15 protein-coding genes are annotated in these 17825 nt (G+C 68.7%); 3 read left to right on the top strand and 12 right to left on the bottom strand.

Annotated features, from left to right (window positions below; all coding sequences use genetic code 11):
• Nucleotides 1-40 precede the first annotated feature (40 nt).
• Together HGB51_RS18595 and ttcA are read right to left on the bottom strand one after the other, a co-directional pair.
• On the bottom strand, nucleotides 41-946 hold the full coding sequence (locus HGB51_RS18595) for a recombination-associated protein RdgC (protein ID WP_070207709.1): 906 nt from the start codon (nucleotides 944-946) through the stop codon (nucleotides 41-43).
• Between the two features lie 33 nt (nucleotides 947-979).
• Nucleotides 980-1810 carry a tRNA 2-thiocytidine(32) synthetase TtcA gene (gene ttcA / locus HGB51_RS18590; RefSeq protein ID WP_070207710.1) on the bottom strand — a complete coding sequence of 277 codons (831 nt, stop codon included), beginning with the start codon at nucleotides 1808-1810 and terminating at the stop codon, nucleotides 980-982.
• A gap of 96 nt (nucleotides 1811-1906) precedes the next feature.
• On the opposite strand from ttcA, the gene HGB51_RS18585 reads away from it, so the two are divergent.
• Entirely contained in the window at nucleotides 1907-2110 is a 204-nt protein-coding gene (locus HGB51_RS18585; protein ID WP_070207711.1) for a YdcH family protein, read from the top strand.
• Here the strand turns inward: HGB51_RS18585 and plsB are convergent, their stop codons facing one another.
• From plsB to HGB51_RS18560, 5 genes are all read right to left on the bottom strand, one after another.
• Entirely contained in the window at nucleotides 2111-4774 is a 2664-nt protein-coding gene (gene plsB, locus HGB51_RS18580) for a glycerol-3-phosphate 1-O-acyltransferase PlsB (protein WP_171966924.1), read from the bottom strand. It abuts the gene before it with no gap.
• Nucleotides 4774-5760, bottom strand: coding sequence for a hypothetical protein (locus tag HGB51_RS18575; protein WP_070209127.1), 987 nt, complete (start codon nucleotides 5758-5760; stop codon nucleotides 4774-4776). Before HGB51_RS18575 ends, plsB begins: the two co-directional genes overlap by 1 nt.
• Before the next feature lie 113 nt (nucleotides 5761-5873).
• Nucleotides 5874-6713 (bottom strand): S1 family peptidase, encoded by an 840-nt coding sequence (locus tag HGB51_RS18570; protein WP_070209115.1) that lies wholly within the window; start codon nucleotides 6711-6713, stop codon nucleotides 5874-5876.
• Nucleotides 6714-6903: 190 nt separating this feature from the next.
• On the bottom strand, nucleotides 6904-7623 hold the full coding sequence (pyrF, locus tag HGB51_RS18565) for an orotidine-5'-phosphate decarboxylase (protein WP_070209116.1): 720 nt from the start codon (nucleotides 7621-7623) through the stop codon (nucleotides 6904-6906).
• Nucleotides 7620-8543, bottom strand: a complete 924-nt coding sequence (locus HGB51_RS18560) for a 5'-nucleotidase, lipoprotein e(P4) family (protein ID WP_070209117.1) — start codon at nucleotides 8541-8543, stop codon at nucleotides 7620-7622. The genes pyrF and HGB51_RS18560 overlap by 4 nt, the downstream gene beginning before the upstream one ends.
• Nucleotides 8544-8654: 111 nt before the next feature.
• Between HGB51_RS18560 and HGB51_RS18555 the strand changes: the two genes are divergently transcribed.
• Nucleotides 8655-9317, top strand: coding sequence for a YceH family protein (locus tag HGB51_RS18555; RefSeq protein WP_070209118.1), 663 nt, complete (start codon nucleotides 8655-8657; stop codon nucleotides 9315-9317).
• A gap of 93 nt (nucleotides 9318-9410) precedes the next feature.
• On the opposite strand, the gene HGB51_RS18550 is transcribed toward HGB51_RS18555, so the two are convergent.
• On the bottom strand, nucleotides 9411-9953 hold the full coding sequence (locus HGB51_RS18550) for a GNAT family N-acetyltransferase (protein ID WP_070209119.1): 543 nt from the start codon (nucleotides 9951-9953) through the stop codon (nucleotides 9411-9413).
• 62 nt (nucleotides 9954-10015) lie between these two features.
• Nucleotides 10016-11992, bottom strand: a complete 1977-nt coding sequence (locus HGB51_RS18545) for a UvrD-helicase domain-containing protein (protein ID WP_070209120.1) — start codon at nucleotides 11990-11992, stop codon at nucleotides 10016-10018.
• Nucleotides 11993-12094: 102 nt separating this feature from the next.
• On the opposite strand from HGB51_RS18545, the gene HGB51_RS18540 reads away from it, so the two are divergent.
• Nucleotides 12095-12715 carry a thymidine kinase gene (locus HGB51_RS18540; RefSeq protein WP_070209121.1) on the top strand — a complete coding sequence of 207 codons (621 nt, stop codon included), beginning with the start codon at nucleotides 12095-12097 and terminating at the stop codon, nucleotides 12713-12715.
• Here HGB51_RS18540 and HGB51_RS18535 read toward each other — a convergent pair whose 3' ends face one another.
• Genes HGB51_RS18535 through HGB51_RS18525 form a run of 3 tightly spaced genes read right to left on the bottom strand, consistent with a single transcriptional unit; the run spans nucleotide 12716 to nucleotide 17777 of the window.
• A complete protein-coding gene (locus HGB51_RS18535) occupies nucleotides 12716-14317 on the bottom strand; it encodes an OpgD/OpgG family glucan biosynthesis protein (RefSeq protein WP_070209122.1) in 1602 nt (533 codons plus the stop codon).
• 48 nt (nucleotides 14318-14365) lie between these two features.
• On the bottom strand, nucleotides 14366-17209 hold the full coding sequence (locus HGB51_RS18530; RefSeq protein WP_070209123.1) for a protein kinase domain-containing protein: 2844 nt from the start codon (nucleotides 17207-17209) through the stop codon (nucleotides 14366-14368).
• A 1-nt stretch (nucleotide 17210) separates the two neighbouring features.
• The gene (locus tag HGB51_RS18525) at nucleotides 17211-17777 is read right to left on the bottom strand and encodes an ECF-type sigma factor (RefSeq protein ID WP_070209124.1); all 567 of its coding nucleotides are present in this window, start codon (nucleotides 17775-17777) and stop codon (nucleotides 17211-17213) included.
• Between the last annotated feature and the right edge of the window lie 48 nt (nucleotides 17778-17825).

Below are 17825 nucleotides of genomic sequence, written 5' to 3'. Positions count from 1 at the left end.
CGGCGTGCAGCGGGGCAGAGCCCCGCTCTACGGCGTGATGTCAATCCGCCTTGCTGAGCTTGAACGCCTCTTCCAGCAGCAGGAACAGGCGGCGCACTTCGCCGCTCTGCAGCGCGAAGCGGGCGTCCAGTTCGGCGCGGCGGCCGTCTTCGTCGGCATGCTCGAGCTGGTCCAGCGCGCCATCCAGGAACTTCAGCTTGCGCACGATCAGGTCATCGCCCAGCACGAAAGACAGGTTGTCCTCGAACACCAGGGCCAGCTTGGTGACCTGCTTGCCGGCGTCCAGGTGCTTGTCGATCTCGTCGCAGCGCAGTTCCTGGTGCTGGCACTTGACCACCGCGCCGCCCTCGGCCGGGTCCTTCATCTCGCACTCTTCGCCCAGGCTCAGCCCGGTCGGCAGCGGCTCGCCGGCGATCCAGCCGGTCAGGATCGAGCGCGGCGCCACTTCGGCGTTCAGCGGCATGGCCGGGAAGCTGCCGAGCAGGCCCCGGATGTCGGACATCATGTTCTCGCCCTTCTTGCTGCTCGAGCAGTCCACCGCGACGAAACCATGGGTCAGGTCAACCAGCGCGTCGGTGCGCGAGCTCTTCACGAAGGCGCGCGGCATCAGTTCGTGCAGCAGGTCGTCCTTCATGCGCTTGCGCTCGCGGCCGCCCGGCTTGCGCCCTTCCTTCTCTTCGATCTCTTCCAGCTTGCGCGCCAGTAGGTCGTTGACCACCGCGCCCGGCAGGATCTTGTCCTCACCGCCCACGGTCAGCCACAGCGCGTCGCCGACGCGGTGCGAGAACACGGCCTTTTCTTCACGGCCGAACGGCGAAATGAAACCGCGCGAACTCATTTCCAGCGGGCCTACCGGCTTGAGCAGCACCTGCGGCAGCAGGGTGTCGACTTCGGAAAAATCGGTGGCGGTGGGGAAGCGGAACAGGGTCAGGTTGCGAAAGAACATGGAATTCCGGAATAAGGGCGTGAAAAGGAAAGGTCAGGGGGTGCGGCCCAGCGCCATGAAGTCGAACAGCGTCGGGTCGGCCAGCTGCGAAGGATGGATGTTGCCCAGCGCGCGCGCGATCTGGTCGATCCGCCCGGGGTGCTGGTCTTCCCACTGCTGCAGCATCTGCGCCACCTGGCGGCGCTGCAGGTTGTCCTGGCTGCCGCACAGCGTGCACGGAATGATCGGGAAGCGGCGCGCCTGCGCGTAGTCCTCGATATCGCGTTCACTGACGTAGGCCAGCGGACGGATCACGACGTGCTGGCCGTCATCGCTGCGCAGCTTGGGCGGCATGGCCGAGAGCTTGGCGTGGTGGAACAGGTTGAGGAAGAAGGTGGCCACGCTGTCGTCGCGGTGGTGGCCCAGCGCGATCTTGCTGAAGCCGTTTTCGGCGGCGTGCCGGTACAGCGCGCCCCGGCGCAGCCGCGAGCACAGCGAACACATCGTGCGGCCTTCGGGGATCACCCGGCTGACCACCGAATAGGTGTCCTGCTCGATGATCTGGTAGGCCACGCCAATCGAGGCCAGGTACTCCGGCAGCACGTGCTCGGGAAACCCGGGCTGTTTCTGGTCCAGGTTGACCGCGACCAGCTCGAACGCGACAGGGGCCTTCTTCTGCAGCTGCAGCAGCATGTCCAGCAGGGTGTAGCTGTCCTTGCCGCCGGACAGGCAGACCATGATGCGGTCGCCGTCCTCGATCATGCCGAAGTCGGCGATTGCCTGGCCCACCTGGCGGCGCAGTTGGCGCCCCAGCTTGTCCTGCGCGGCCGCGTCCGCGCGTGGCGCGCGCGGGGTGGGATCGAGCAGGGGCAGGACCGAAGGCATCCGGCCATTCTACCGGCTCGGCACGGCCCCGGCCGGACCCGGGAAGTGACTGCGTTCACCCCCGCCGGTCACGCGCAGTGTGTATGCTCGGAGGCTGTGGATACCTATACGCCCGAACAGATCGCCGAACGTCTGCAGGTTCTCCGCAGGGAGCACCGCCAGCTGGACACGGACATCGAACGCATGGCCGCCAACGGCGAGGACGAGCTGGAAGCCAAGCGCCTGAAACGGCGCAAGCTCCAGCTCAAGGACTGCATCGCCAAGCTCGAAGACATGCAGATTCCGGACGAGCCGGCCTGATCAATCCACCGCGACCGGCTCTTCCGGCTTCGCCGCTTCCGGGCTGACCCGTTCGATCGTGTGCCGCAACTCGCGGCCCAGGATGAACTTGGCGTCCTTGGCCCAGGCGTCCAGGCGTTCGTCGAACAGCAGCTTGCTGTTTTCATCCGGCCACACCAGGCGCAACTCGCGCAGCTTCTGGATGAAGCCGCGGAAGAGGGTGCGGTCGAAGAACTCCGGCGCGGCCGGGGCGTACAGCAGGCTCAGGCGCTGCGCCGCCTGCTGGCACAGGCTTTCCAGCTCGGCCGCACCCAGCGTGCCCGGGCCGTTCTTGACCAGCACCGAAATGGCGATGTAGTAGCGCTCGAATGCCTGCTGCAGCGAATGGCCGATCGCACGAAGGCGGAACACCTCGTCGGTCTGCCCGGTGTTGCGCGCCAGGATGCCGCCGTCGTCGTCGTTGACGTTCTGCAGCAGCCCTTCGCGCACGAACACCGCAATGGTCTGCTCGATGCGCTGGGCGAACTGGTCTTCGGTCCACGGCAGGAACAGCTCGGCCTGCAGGAACGGGTACACGGTGCGGCCCAGCTGCACCAGCCCGGTGCGGCTCATGCGGCGGTTGTTCTGGAAGCAGCACGCCACCCACGACGACGCAGTGAACAGGTGGATCACGTTGTTGCGGAAGTAGCTCAGCAGAACTGCGGTGTCGCCGCTCACGCTGAGCACGTCGCCCAGCGGGTGCTTGATGCGGGTGAGGACATTGATCTCCTCGGCGTGCGCGATGATCCGCTCCGGCGAATGCGGGGTCACCGTGACCCGGTCCGAGTACGGCATTTCCACCAGCAGGGTCTTGCACAGCTCGATCTGCGCGATCAGGTCGGCCTCGCCCATCGCGTGCTTGGGCGTGGACAGCAGCGCCAGCGCCAGCAGGTTGATCGGGTTGACGTCGGCCGCGCCGTTGATGTGCACCTGGATGCGTTCGGCCAGGTGGTCCACCGTGCCCGACAACCAGGCCGGCTTCTCGTCTTCGGCCACCGGCGCGCCATCCCATTCCGGCGCCTGGCGGGCGAGCACGTCGTTGAGCGCGATCGGCTCGCCGAAGTTCACCACCACCTGGCCGTAGTTCTGCTTGAGCACCTTGGGAATGGACCACAGCAGCTGCCAGATCGATTCCTTTTCCTTCGGCCGGCCGGACAGTTCGTCCAGGTAGCTGCCGCCCTCCATCAGCTTTTCATAGCCGATGTACACCGGCTGGAACAGCACCGGCTTGCGCGGCTGGCGCAGGAACGCGCGCAGCGTCATCGAAATCATGCCGCCCTTGGGCTGCAGCAGCCGTCCGGTACGCGAGCGGCCGCCTTCGACGAAGTACTCGATCGAATAGCCACCGGCCACCAGCTGCGCCACGTACTCGCTCAACACCGCCGAGTACAGCGCGTTGCCGCGGATCGAACGACGGATGAAGAACGCGCCGCCCTTGCGCAGCAGCGTGCCGACCACCGGCAGGTTCAGGTTGATGCCGGCCACGATGTGCGGCGGCACGATGCCGCGGTCGTACAGCAGGTAGGACAGCAGCAGGTAGTCCATGTGGCTGCGGTGGCTGGGCACGTACACCACTTCATGGCCCGGCGCGGCGGCCTTGAACTTGTCCAGGTGGTGGACCAGCACGCCGGCGTAGATGCGGTTCCAGACATGGCTGAGCATGAAGCTGGCCGAACGCACCACCGGGCTGGAGTAGTCGGCGGCGATTTCCCAGGCGTAGGCGTGCGCCTTCTTCCAGGCGTCGGCCGGCTTGGTGTTGTCGCGCTTTGCCTGCGAGGCGATCGCCTCGCGCACGGTGTCCGCTTCCAGCACCTTGTCCACCAGCAGGCGGCGGGTGGACAGGTCCGGCCCGATCACCGATTCGCGGATGCGGCGGAAGTGGGTGCGCAGCACGCGCTGCAGCTTGCGCACGGTGCGCTCGGGGTCCAGCCCCTCGTCCACGGTGGCGCGCAGGGAGATCGGCGGGGCGAACCGCACGATGGTGCTGCGGCCGTTGAGCAGTACCGCCAGCAGGCGGCGGAAACGGCCCACCAGGGCCCAGTTTTCCGAGAACAGCACCGCGAACCAGCCGCTCTGCTTGTCCGGCGCGCGGCCGACGAAGATCGACACCGGCACCAGGTTCACGTCCAGCTCGCCGCGCGCGCGGTGCGCCTGCAGGACCTTGGCCAGCGAATCGGAATGGGTCTTGGCGCCGCGCTGCTCGGGGATCAGCGAATTGCTGCTGCTCCGCCGCGACAGCGCCAGGTAGGCGCGCTTGCGCCCGGTCGGGTCACCGGCAATGGGCACCAGCGGCGAGGGCAGGCCGGCTTCACGGCAGGCCTTGTCCAGGATCAGCGCATTGGAAAGACCATAGTCTTCCAGCACATAGACCACCGGGCGGCCGTCGTCGTACTGGCCGGGGTGTTCGGGTTCGATCTTGAGCGAGAGCCACGGCTCGACCAGCCGGCCGAGCAGGCGCGCCCACCACGGGCGGCGTCCGGACGGGGCGCGGGCCACGGCGCCCACCGGGCTCGGCACGATCGCGGCCGGGTCGGTGGCGGCTGCGGGCGCAGGCGCGGTGTCGGGCGACGCGGACGGGGCGTCCGGCGTCTTGGGCGGCTCTTCGCCGGGGAAAGGCAGGGGATTCTGGTTCGGCATCGGCTTCATTATGGCTTAGCCGGTGCAGAAGCACCGTCCTTGACCTGTGCGGCGGCCTCTGCTTCGGCGGCCTGGCGGGCGTCGTGTTCAGCTTTTGCGGCGTCGGCGGCGGCCGCTTCATCGGCGGCGGCCAGCAGCGCGTCGGTCTCTTCCAGGGTACGCGCCAAGTACCAGTGGCCGTCGCGGCGGGCCATGCGCAGCTGGGCTTCGATCTGCTCGCCGGCCAGCGGGTACTGGATCCGCACCACCGCGCTGTCGCCCTGCTGGGAGACCAGTTCGCCCTGCACGCCGGTCAGCGCTGCATCCAGCGACAGCCCATAGCTGGCGAGCGCGGTCTTGAACGCCTTGGCGAACGGTCCCAGCCGGCGCAGGCTGTCTTCCATGCCGGCGGCCTGCAACTGGGCGTCGGTGGACAGCCCGGCGGTGCGTGCGGTGGCGGTCAGCAGGGTAATGGTGGTCTTCGCGCGCTGCTTGTCGGTCAGCGGCGCGGCCGCGGCCCAGCGGCTCAGCACGTCCACCACCTGGCTGTAGTGGGCGCGCTCGGTGTCGCTGTAGTCGGTCTGGTTGCGCAGGTACTGCACACCGAACAGGCCCATCGAGTGGGCGGCCTGGCGCACGCCGGTGGCCTGCCCGGCGATCTGGGTATCGAACGAACGCTGCAGGCGCTGCGGTGCCTCCGGGGCCGACAGCGCGGCCAGCATCGGCAGCAGCTGCCCGTCCAGCGGCAGGTCGGTCAGCGGCCAGCGGCTGTGGCCGTCCGCCCAGGCCGCCTGCAGGCGGGTGTACTGGGCCGGGGGCACCGACGCGCGGGCGTAACCGACCAGGTCGTTCTCGGCCACGTGGCGGGCGATCTGCTGCAGCGCTGCCACCGGCTCGGCGGCCGGCTTGTGCGGGTCGATCGCATCGCGCTTGCACGCGCCGAGCAGCACCAGGCCGCACAGCGAGAGCGTCATCACCCAGGGTCGGCAGCGCCCTGTCATCAATGGCATGGACATGAATTCGGACTTCCCCGGACCGGTCCGCATCTTGCGGCCTGCGCATTACAGCGGCAAGCCACCTTGCCCGCAGAACGGGCAAGGTGCTCATAACGCATTGTTTTCACGAAGATTCAGTCACGCGTCCAGGTGGTCTGGATGAAGTCGCGCACATAGCCCTGCGACAGCCGCGCATAGACCCCGGGCAGGTCCGGCAGGGCACAGCCTTCGCCCCAGCTGACCGTGCCCAACACCGTCCAGCCGGTCTTCCGCTTCACCAGCAGCGGGCCGCCGGAGTCGCCCTGGCAGCTGTCGATGCCCTCGGTGCCGGCGCAGATCACGCTGCCCGCCTGCAGCCCGGGGTAGGCCTCGCGGCAGGTCTTGAACGGCACGAACGGGGCCTGCACGGTCTGCAGGACGGTGGGCCGGGCGTCACCGGGGAATTCGGTCACTCCCCAGCCGATCACCGTGAAGGCGCGCCCCGGCCGCAGCCAGGCGCTGTCGCGACCGAGCATCGGCTCGGCGGTCTCCACCCCGTTGACCGGCCGCTTCAGCTGGATCAGCGCCACGTCGTTGATCAGGTCCTCGGCGTCATACGCCGGGTGCACGTGGATCGCCTTGATGTTGGAGGTGCGGCGGCGCGGCGTGGTGCCCAGGGTGTGCCCCACCAGCACCGCCAGCTGCGGTGGCAGCATGCCGTCCACGCAGTGCGCGGCGGTCAGCACCCAGGAGGGCGAGATCAGGGTGGCGCCACAGCGGTGCCGGTCGCGGTCGCTGTCGCCGCGGTGCAGCGACTGCAGGCTGGCCATGAAGGGGTACTGGCCGGGTTCGGCGTCGGTACCGCCGATGATGCGCGGGGACGTGTCCGGGCCGGGGGTGGCCTGCGCCGTACCTGAAACGAGAAGGGCAACAGCGACAGATGCCGCGGAAAGTGTCAGGCCGAACGTCCCGGCCGAGCGGTAAACGTTACGCATACAGCAACTCCTTTGCGAAAAGTGGAATCAACAGGCACCGCGCACAACAGCGCGTGCCCGTCCGATTCGACGGCAAAGCAGCCGGGCCGACTGCGTGGTCGGTCCCGTTTTGAAAACGCCGGCAGGCTGCCGGCGATTGATGTTTCCGATCCTGCGAACCAGCGCAAGTCGATACCGCGACGCAGTTCCGTCAGCGCCGTGCGCTGCGGATCTCGTCCTGGATGGCCAGGGCCGCCGCGCGCGGATCGGCCGCGAGGCGGATCGGGCGACCGACCACGATCGCGTCGGCGCCGTCGGCAAAGGCCTGCGCCACGCCGACAGTGCGCTTCTGGTCATCGCCGACCGGGCCACCCGGGCGGATGCCGGGACACACGATCGAGAAGCCCGTGCCGGTGGCGGCGCGGATCGGACCGGCTTCCTGGCCGGAGGCGATCACGCCGTCGATGCCGGCGGCCTGTGCGGCCAGCGCGCGCTCGACCACCACCTCCACCGGCTCGCGGTCGATGCCCATGCCGCGCAGGTCGTCACGGCCCATCGAGGTCAACACGGTCACCGCCAGCAGCCGCATGTCGCTGCTGTTGGCGGCCGCGCAGGCCTCCATCATGGCCGGGTGCCAGCCATGGATGGTGGCGTAGCTCACCGGCCACTGCGACAGGCGCTTGATGACGGCGGCGGCGGTGGCCGGGATGTCGAAGAACTTCAGGTCGACGAACACGCGCTTGTCGCGCGCGGCCAGCGCGTCCAGCACCTGGAAGTACTCGCCGGAGGCGAGCAGCTCCATGCCGATCTTGTAGAACGACACCGCATCGCCCAGCCGGTCCACCCACGCCAGCGCGTCCTCGCGACCCGGTACGTCGAGCGCGAAGATCAGGCGCTCGTCATCGCGCAGCGGCAGCGGGGCGCGGCTCACGGTGCGTAGTCCAGCGCGGCGCGCTTGGCGTCGTGGCGGGCCTGGCGCGACTGGGTGTAGTCGTTGTTGAACTGGGCCGGCTCGAAGCCGCCGTAGGTCGGATTGGGCAGCATCCACCAGCGCTCGCCGAACCAGTCGTGGTACTGCTGCAGCAGGGCGTCGCGACCTTCGTTGGTGTTGGCGGTCACTTCCACGAAGTCGCCGAGCTGGTCGCCGAACTGCATCAGCACGCGGTAGTTCTGCCCGGCCAGGCGGCGGCGGCAGTTCTTCTCGCTGCCAGCCTGCTCGCAGTCCTTGACCACGGTGCCCAGGCCCAGGAACACGCTGTCGTCGGCGACCGGCAGGCCTTCGGCGCGCAGGTTGGCCAAGGTGGCCTCCTTCAGGTGCACGGCGCGGTTGGAGATGTACAGCAGGGTCACGCCCTTGGCGTTGGCCGCCTTGGCGAAGTCGACCACGCCGGGAATGGCCTTGGCCTTCTTCTCGGCGACCCACTGGTCCCAGGTCATTTCGTCGTATTCATTGCCGTCGCGGACCAGGCGCGCCTGGTAGGGCGAGTTGTCCAGCACGGTTTCGTCCACGTCCAGCACCACGGCCGGCTTCAGGCCCTTGGCGGCGTTGCCGCGCTCTTCGGGCACCAGCGCGTCCCAGTTGGCTTCCTTGAGCGCCTTGTCCAGGTGGTCGGCGGCGGCGCGGTAGGTCTGCTCGGTGATCGCCCGGTACTCCTGCGAACGCTGCATCCACAGCACCGCATTGAGGTTGTCGTTGGCTGCGACGGCGGCATCGCCCTTGGCAACCGGGGCGGCAGCGGCCGCAGCGGGGGCCGGGGCCGCCGCATCAGCGGGGGCTTCGGTGCGCTTGCACGCGCCGAGCGCGATCACGGCACAGGCAAGCACGGACAGGGAAACAGCGTTGCGACGCATGGGGATCACCAGAACGGAGTGGCGCCAGTTTACCGGCTTGGCCGCCTGCGTTCATGCCTTCGGCGGGGCTCGGCTATGCTGCACGCCCCAGAAAGCCCCCGGAGCGCTGCCATGACCGACGACACCCAGACCCCCGCCCTCCCCGTGCTCAGCGCGGCCCAGGCCCGCGCGTTGGGCTGCCTGATCGAGAAGGAAGCCACCACGCCGGACGCTTACCCGCTGACCGTGAATGCCACCCAGGTGGCGGCCAACCAGAAGACCGCGCGCGAGCCGGTGATGCAGCTGTCGGCTGGAGACGTGCACCACGCGCTGCGCCAGCTGGAGACGCTGGGCCTGGCGCGGCAGCAGTTCTCCTCGCGTGCCGAGCGGTTCGAGCACCGCACCGCCACCGCGCTGGACCTGACCCGGCAGCAGCTGGCAATCCTGGGCCTGTTGCTGCTGCGGGGCCCGCAGACGGTGAACGAGCTGCAGACCCGCAGCGAGCGCCAGTTCCAGTTCCAGGACGCCGACGAAGTCCGCCACCACGTGGAGCGCATGATCCAGCGCGGCCTGGCGGTGCAGGTGCCGCGCGCCGGCGGGCAGCGCGAAGACCGCTACATGCACCTGCTGTGCGGGCCGGTGGATGTTGAAGCGCTGGCGGAGGCGTACAAGGGCGCGCCGGGTGGCAGCGGGGGTGGCAACGCGGCATTGGAAGCGCGCGTGCAGGAGCTGGAGACCGTCGTGGCGACGCTGCAGGAGCAGATGGCGGAATTGCGGGCGCAGCTGGGCGATTGAGATTGCGAGGGACACGCATGGCGTGTCTCTACGCGGGCATGGCGACGACGGGGCGAGGTCGCGTAGCGACACGCCATGCGTGTCCCACGGGATTTACGGCGAACCCGGGACCATCGCCGCACCCGGCGTCGCGAACACCAATACCTGCTCATCCACCGGCGGCGGCAAATGCAGCGTACCGCGCGCCTCCATCCCCAGCTTGCGCAGCAATGCTGCGGAACGATCGTTGTGCGGGGCGACGATGCCGAACAGTTCCGGGTATCCGAGCACGTCGCGTGCGTAATGCTGCACCCCGCGCGCGGCTTCCAGCGCGTAACCCTGCCCTTCGAATTCGGCCCGCAGCGCATAGCCGATGTCCGGCCCCGGCAATTCGGCACGACGCACCAGCCCGGCATTGCCCAGCCATGCACCGTCACTGCGGCGGACGATCGCGTACATCCCAAACCCGTTGAGCGTGTAGCTGCCCAGCACCCGCTCAGCGGTGTAATCGCGTGCCTGCGCCAGCGTGCGCACCTTGCGGTCGGCGATGTTGCGGATGAAGCCCGGCTCGTTGAGCAGGGCCAGCATGTCGGCCGCGTCCCGGTCCGGATCCATCAGGCGCAGGTGCAGGCGTTCGGTCTGGATCAATGTGGACATACGGCTACCGCTCAGGAGGGACAGCCCGATTGTGCGTAGTGACACGCCATGCGTGTCAAGGATCAATCAAACAACGCCTGGATCGCCGCCAACCCCGCACTCGCCCGCTCCTTCTTGCGCGCCGCATCGGCCACCGGATCTGCACCATCGCGCTGCATTTCCTCGGCCGGAATCTCATCGAAGAACCGGCTGGGCTTGAGCCGCACGTGCTCGCCGAACTTTCGGGTCAGCTTGCTGTGGCTCATCCACAACTGGATCTTCGCGCGGGTGATGCCCACGTACAGCAGCCGCCGCTCTTCCTGCAGGTTGCCTTCATCCAGGCTCACCTGGTGCGGCAGCACGCCGTCCTCGCAGCCGACGATGAACACATACGGGAACTCCAGGCCCTTGGACGCATGCAGGGTCATCATGCGCACCTGGTTGCCGCCGTCGTCCTTGTCGTTGCGCGACAGCAACGCCAGCTGCGCCGCCAGGTCGGCGGTGGAGGCGCCACGCGGGCCGCCTTCGAACCACTGCGCCAGCTCTTCCAGGTTGGCCAGCCGGCGCTGGTACACCGACTCTTCCTTGCACGCGCCGCGCAGTTCGGAAACCAGTCCCGAGTCCTTGACCAGCCGCCGCACCAGGTCACCCGAGCTCAGCTTGGGCATCTCCGCGCGCAGGTCGCGCAGGATGTCGGTGAAGCGGCTCAGGCCGTTGGCCGCGCGCGGCGGCAGCTGCGCCAGCGCACCGATCGCCTCGGCCGCGTGCGCCATCGGCAGGTCCTTCTCCGACGCAAGTTCAGCGAGCTTGGCCAGCGTGCCGGCGCCCACTTCGCGCTTGGGCGACTGCACCGCGCGCATGAACGCGGTGTCGTCATCGGGGTTCACCAGCAGCCGCAGCCACGACAGCGTGTCCTTTACTTCCTGCCGCTTCAGGAACGCGGTGCCACCGGTGATGTGGTACGGCACGCGCACGAGCTGCAACGCCTTTTCCAGCGGGCGCGACTGGAAGTTGCCGCGGAACAGGATGCAGAAATCGCTCCACGGCACCTGCTTCGTCTGTGCGATGTACGCGATCTCGGCAGCGACCTTCTCAGCCTCGTGTTCGCTGTTGCGGCACTCCCACACGCGGATGCGCTCGCCGTCGGCCTGGTCGCTCCAGAGCTTCTTCAGGTGCTCGTGCGGGTTGTTGGCGATCAGCGCATTGGCCGCGCGCAGTACGCGGTTGGAACAGCGGTAGTTCTGCTCCAGCTTGATGATCTCCAGCGCGGGATAGTCGCGCCCCATCTGCTGCAGGTTTTCCGGGTTGGCACCGCGCCAGGCGTAGATGGACTGGTCGTCGTCGCCCACGCAGGTGAAGTTGCCCGCGCTGCCGGCCAGCTGCCTGAGCAGCCGGTACTGCGCGTCGTTGGTGTCCTGGCATTCGTCGACCAGCAGGTAGCCGATCCGCTCGCGCCAGGCCAGGGCGATGTCCGGATTCTCTTCCAGCACCTGCACCGGCAGCCGGATCAGGTCGTCGAAGTCCACCGCGTTGAACGCGGTCAGGCGCAGCTGGTAGCGCTCGTAGACGCTGGCCGCTTCCTTCTCGCGGTTACTGCGCGCGGCCTGCATCGCCTGCTCGGGCGAGAGCCCGGCGTTCTTCGCGCGCGAGATCAGGTTCTTCACGTCCTCGATGTCGTCCGGCTTGGCGCCGTACATCAGGTCTTTGACCTGCGAGGTGGAATCGTCGGCGTCGAAGATCGAAAAGCCGCGCTTGAGCCCGACCGCCGCATGTTCGATCTGCAGGAATTTCAGGCCCAGCGCATGGAAGGTGCAGATGGTCACCTCGTCCGCATCGCCGCCGCGCAGCCGCTTGGCCACGCGCTCGCGCATTTCCTTGGCGGACTTGTTGGTGAAGGTGATCGCCGCGATGCGCTTGGCCGGATAACGCCGGCTGCCGATCAGCTGCGCGATCTTTTCCACGATCACGCGCGTCTTGCCACTGCCGGCGCCGGCCAGCACCAGCAGGGGACCTTCGCAGTGCATCACTGCCGCTTGCTGGGGGGGATTGAGACCGTGCATGCCTTCTCCGTGGGAACGGCATTGTAGCGGTCCGGGGCGGCTGCGGCCCGGCGAACCCGTTCATGCTCCTCACCCCGCCCGGGCGCCGGATAGAATGGGCCCATGGCCAAGCTCTATTTCTACTATTCGGCGATGAACGCCGGCAAGACCACCACGCTGCTGCAGTCGGCGCACAACTACCGCGAGCGCGGCATGCGCGTGGCGATCCTGACCCCGCGCCTGGACGACCGGGCCGGGCGTGGCGTGGTGGCTTCGCGGATCGGCCTGAAGGCCGACGGCGTGGCCTTCGACCGCGAAACCGATCTTGAGCGGCTGATCCGGGACGACCTGGCCACCCAAGGGCCGCTGGGGTGCGTGCTGGTGGACGAAGCGCAGTTCCTGAGCCGCAGCCAGGTCTGGCAGCTCAGCGAGGTGGTCGACCAGCTGCGCATCCCGGTGCTCTGCTACGGCTTGCGCACCGACTTCCGCGGCGAGCTGTTCGAAGGCAGCCAGTACCTGCTGGCCTGGGCCGACGAGATGCAGGAGATCAAGACCATCTGCCACAGCGGCAAGAAGGCCACCATGACCGTACGCGTGGACGAACACGGCCACGCGGTACAGGACGGCCCGCAGGTGGAGATCGGCGGCAACGAACGCTACGTGTCGGTGAGCCGCGCGGAGTTCAAGAAGATCACGCGCGGCGAGAGCAGGATCGAACCCGCCCAATCCCAATTGCCGTTGTAATCAATACAACGTGCGTTCCGGTGCACCGGCCGGCGGTGGGTTGTATTGGTACAGCCAGGTTTCGGTCAGTGTTTTTCCACCGCTGCGGAGGTACAGGCGGATGTCGATCTGGTCGGTGCTCTCATCGGGCGGGACCAGGTCGAACATGGCGCGGTAGCCCTTGATCTCGCGCAGCGGGCGGGCCGAGACGATCTCGGTGGTGCCGCGGCTGGTCTGCACTACGGCTTCTACTTCGCCCTTGTCGATCAGGGACGCCAGTTCGCCGCCCTGGAAGTCGACCGCGAAGCGCCACGAGAAGCGCTCGCGCTTCTTGCCGATCACCCCGCCCAAGCCGGTGCGTGTGGCCACGGCCTGGGCCAGCGGCGGGCGTGCCGGCGGCTCGGCGCCCCAGTACAGGCGGTAGCCGATCAGCATTTCCTGGCCCGGCTGCGGCTTCGCTTCCGGGTTCCAGAACGCCACGATGTTGTCGAAGGTCTCGTCCACGGTGGGAATCTCCACCAGCTGGACCGAGCCCTTGCCCCACTGCCCCTTCGGCTCCACCCACAGGCACGGGCGCTTCTCGTAGAACACGCCGTCGTCCTGGTAATGGTCGAAGTTGCGGTCGCGCTGCAGCAGGCCGAACCCGCGCGGGTTGTTGTCCACGAACATGTTGAAGCGCAGCTGGCGCGGGTTGGACAGCGGCCGCCAGATCCATTCGCCGGCGCCGGTCCACATCGACAGGCCGTCGGTGTCATGGATCTCCGGTCGCCAGTCCCAGGCCATGCGGCGGTCGTTCTCGCCCACCTGGTACATGCTGGTGCACGGTGCGATGCCCAGGCGCTCGATCGCCTTGCGCGGATACAGAGCCACGTCCACGTCCATCAGCAGCACGTCGCCGTTGGTGATCGCGAAGCGGTACGCGCCGGCCACGCTGGGCGAGTCCAGCAGCGCGTACACCACCAGGGTGTTGGAGTCCTTGGCCGGCTGCTCGAGGAAGTAGGCGATGAAGTCCGGGAATTCCTCCGGGCGGTCCATGCCGGTGTCGATCGCCAGGCCACGCGCGGACTGGCCGTACTGGCCCTCCTTGCCCACCGCGCGGAAGTAGCTGGCGCCCAGGAACGCGGCGAAGTCGCGGTCGGTGTCCTGGCGGGTATTGAGGCGGAACCCGGCAAAGCCCAGGTCGGCTGGCAGGTGGCCGTTCTTCAGGCCGCTGCTGCCGTAGTCGAACGCGGCCGGGTCATAGGCCAGTTCCTGCGCCTTGCCGTCGACCACGTCGAACATGCGTACCGGCGAATGGAAATACAGGCCCAGGTGGAAGAACTTGGCCTGGAATCGGCCGGGCTGGTCGGCCCACAGCGCGTGGTCCTGGCGGTAGCGGATCGACTGGTACTGGTCCCAGTCCAACGCCTCCAGCGGCCCCGGCAGGGTGCGCCGATGGGTCTTGTAGGCGGCCTCGGACAGCGCGCGCGCCTGGCCCTTGAGGATCGCGAAGTCGAACGGCTGCGGCTCGCCGAGCCGGCGCAGGCCGACCTGGCCGCCCGCAGCGGCGCAGGCCGGCAGCGCGGGGAAACCAATGGCCGCCAGGGCCAGGGAAGCGTTGCGGATGAAGTCGCGTCGTTGCATGCAGGCAGCGATGGCAGGAAAGGGCCGGCCATCATAGGCATGCCCGCGTTAATTCGCCGCTGTGGCGCGCGATTGCCGTTCAGGCTGGCAGGCTTTCAAGGCGCGTTCGATCTGGCGCGGAACCCGACCTCCCTGCGGCCGCTGCTGGCGGACCTCGGCCTGCAGGCCCAGAAGGGTCTCGCGCCCCCGAGCCGGGGACCGCTCACAGTCCAGCTGGCCCAGCGCGGACCGGGCCAGCCAGCGCAGGTGCACGTTGCGCGGGTCCATCGCCTCGCCGGCCACCAGCGGCTGCAGCACGCGCTGCGCCTCCGCGGGCTGCTGCATGCGGATCAGGTTGCGCCCCCATGCCAGCTGCACTGCCTGCTGCTGCAGGCGCGCGTCCGGACCACCGCGCGCGGACTGGCGCATCAGCCCGGCCAGCCGCTCGCCGGCCTGCCAGGGATCGACGTGCTCGCCGATGATCTCGGCCATCCGCCGATCGGCCCGCTGCACGTCCGGATCGTCGTCACCGCGTTGTGCCGCCTGCCATTGGCGGCTCTCGCGAAGCGCGGCCAGCGCGTCCTGCCAGCGGCCGCTGTCGGCCAGCGCGTTGGCGTAGTCGAACAGCCCCTGCGGCAGCAGCCCGATGCAGTCCGGTTGCCGCCAGATCGCGACCGCCCGCGCCAGGTCATCCACTGCCGTAGCGCTGTCTCCCTGTTCCAGCGCCACCCGGCCCAGCGCATGCCAGGTCTGGCCGGTGTCGCGGTGCTGTTCACCCAGCGCCTTGCGGGTGAGCCGGTGCACCTCCTGCAACGCCTCTCCCGCCTGTGCGAGGTCGCCGCGCTGCATCGCAAGCGTTGCGCGCAGGCGGCGGATGCTCAGGGTTTCGGGATGGTCTGCACCGTACAGCAGCACCGCATCGGCCGAGGCCGCCCGAAGTGCCTGTTCGGCACCGTCGAGGTCGCCCTGCGCGGCCAGCGTCTCACCCAGGTGGCGACGCAGCGTGACCAGTTGCGGGTGGCGGTCGGTGGTTCGGGCCTGCAGCAGTTGCAGCGCTTGGCGGTACCCGGCCAACGCGGCCGGCGCATTGCCTTCGTCATTTTCCAGCGCGGCCAGGTCGGCCAGGCTTTCGGCGGTGCCGGTGGCGTCGTGTGACACGTCGCGGCGCAGTGCCAACGCCTGCTGGAAGGCTTCCCGCGCTTCGTCGCGGTACCCCAGCAACTGCTGGCAGCGTCCCAGTTGTGCGTGGTATTCGGCCACCAGGGTAGGCAGCACCTCGCGCTGCTCCTCCGCCAGCCCCTGCATCGGCAGCAGGTGGGCCACGCACTCGCGCGAGCGCCCCAGCATCCGCAGCGCGCGGCCGCGCTGGGTCACCGCTTCCAGCTGCAGCCCCGGCGGCACGTCCTTGACCCGCTCCAGCAGCGCACGCTGGCGGTCCAGGGTTTCCAGTGCCAGCGCGTAATCGCCCATGCCGATCCGCAGCCGCCCGATCACCCCTTCCAGGTCGGCCAGCGGCAGCGGCTGGTCGGCCAGCTCGGCCTCGCCCCGCTGCTGCCCGGTGGCCAGCAGCTGGCGCACGTCGAAACTGCCGTGGCGCACGCTGGCGGCGCGGTCGAACAGGCCGATGGTGAAGTCCTGCATGGCCTGCGCGCGCGCGATCTCGCGCCGCGCCTGCTGCATCTGCCACAGCGCCAGTGCCGCCAGCGCGACCAGCGCCAGCACCGCCACCAGCGCCAACGCCACGCCCCAGCGATGCCGGCCCAGGTACTTGCGCAGGCGGTACAGCGAGCGCTGCGGGCGCGCCTGGATCGGGCGGCCTTCAAGGAAGCGCTGCAGGTCCTGGGCCAACGCCTCCACCGAGGCATAGCGCTGCGCGGGATCCTTCTGCAGGGCCTTGAGCAGCACCGTGTCGAGGTCGCCGCGCAATCGACGGGCCAGCCGCCGCGTGGCCGGCGTGACGCCGGCATCGCTGCCGTCGCCACGCAGCAGCACGCTGGAGGCGCGCGGCGCTTCCACCTCCAGGATCGAGCGCTCCCACTCGGCATCGCTGTGCCGGCGCAGGCGGTACGGCTTGCGGCCGGTGATCACCTCGAACAGCACCACGCCCAGCGAGTACACATCGGTCAGCGTGGTCACCGGTTCGCCGCGCACCTGCTCGGGCGCGGCGTAGTGCAGGGTGAACGCGCGCGCTTCGGTCGGCGGATGCGCGGCGTTGGCAGGCAGTTCGTCGCCGGCCAGCAGCTTGGCGATGCCGAAGTCCAGCAGCTTCACCTCGCCTTCGGCGGTGACCAGGATGTTGGAAGGTTTCAGGTCGCGATGCACGATCAGGTTGGCATGCGCATGGCTGACCACCGCGCACACCTGCAGCATCAACTGCAGGCGGCGCTCCAGCGGCAGCTGCAGGCGCTGGCAGTAATCGGTGATCGGCTCGCCTTCCACGTAGGCCAGCGCGAGATACGGCTGGCCCTGCAGGTCCACGCCGGCGTCCAGCAACTGCGCCAGGTGCGGGTGCTGCAGGCGCGCCAGGATCTCGCGTTCGCGGCTGAAGCGCTGGCGCAGCCCGGGGTCCGCATAGCCGCTGCGCAGCAGCTTCAACGCCACCTGGCGCTGGTACAGGCCGTCGGCGCGCTCGGCCAGCCAGACCTCGCCCATGCCGCCTTCGCCGAGCTGGCGCAGCAGCTGGTACGGCCCGATGTGGGTACCGGCGCGACTGTCTTCGGGCGCCGCCGTCCACAGCGGCTGGGCCATGAAGTCCTGGCTTTCCTGCTCGTGTGCGAGCAGCCGTTCCAGGTCGTCGGCCAGCGTCGCGTCGACCGCACGCAGCTGCGCCAGCCGCGCGCTGCGCTGGTCGTGGGGCATTTCCAGCAACTGATCCAGCAGCGAAGACAGCTGCCGCCAGCGCGCGGCGTCCATCTCAGTCCTCGCGGACCGAGGCCAGCAGGAACATCCGTGCCTTCTGCCAGTCGCGCCGGATGCTGCGCTCCGAGCGCTGGCACAGGTCGGCGATCTCCTGTTCGGACAGCCCGGCGAAGTAGCGCAGCTCCACCACCTTGGCCAGGTGGTTGTCCACCGCCTGCAGCCGCGCCAGCGCCACGTCCAGCGCCAGCAGGTCTTCGTCCAGGCGTACGCCGCTGCTGCTGTTCTCGGGAATTTCCGCCACCCGCTTGAGGTCGCCGCCGCGCTTGCGCGCCAGCCGGTTGCGCGCGTAATCCACCACCACGCTGCGCATCGCCGAGGCCGCATAGGCGAAGAAATGCGCGCGGTCCTCGAAGCGCGCCGCACCGCGTGCCCCGAGCAGTTTCAGGTAGGACTCGTGCACCAGCGAGGTCGCATCAAGCGTGCGCCCCTGCTGCCCCGCCAGTTGGCGCCGGGCCATGCTGTGCAGTTCCTGGTACAGCAGGGTCAGCACCCGATCCAGCGAGGCGCGGTCGCCCGCGCGGGCCGAATCGAGCCATACGGTGATATCCGGGCTATCGTCCATCGCACACCCCGCCGGTGACGTTTGCCCGACTATAACGCCCGTTGGTGC

Origin of the sequence: Stenotrophomonas bentonitica, from assembly GCF_013185915.1 — a bacterium.
Classification (GTDB): domain Bacteria; phylum Pseudomonadota; class Gammaproteobacteria; order Xanthomonadales; family Xanthomonadaceae; genus Stenotrophomonas; species Stenotrophomonas bentonitica.
Note: the sequence above shows the minus strand (reverse complement) of the source record. Positions and strands in the feature narration are given on the sequence as shown.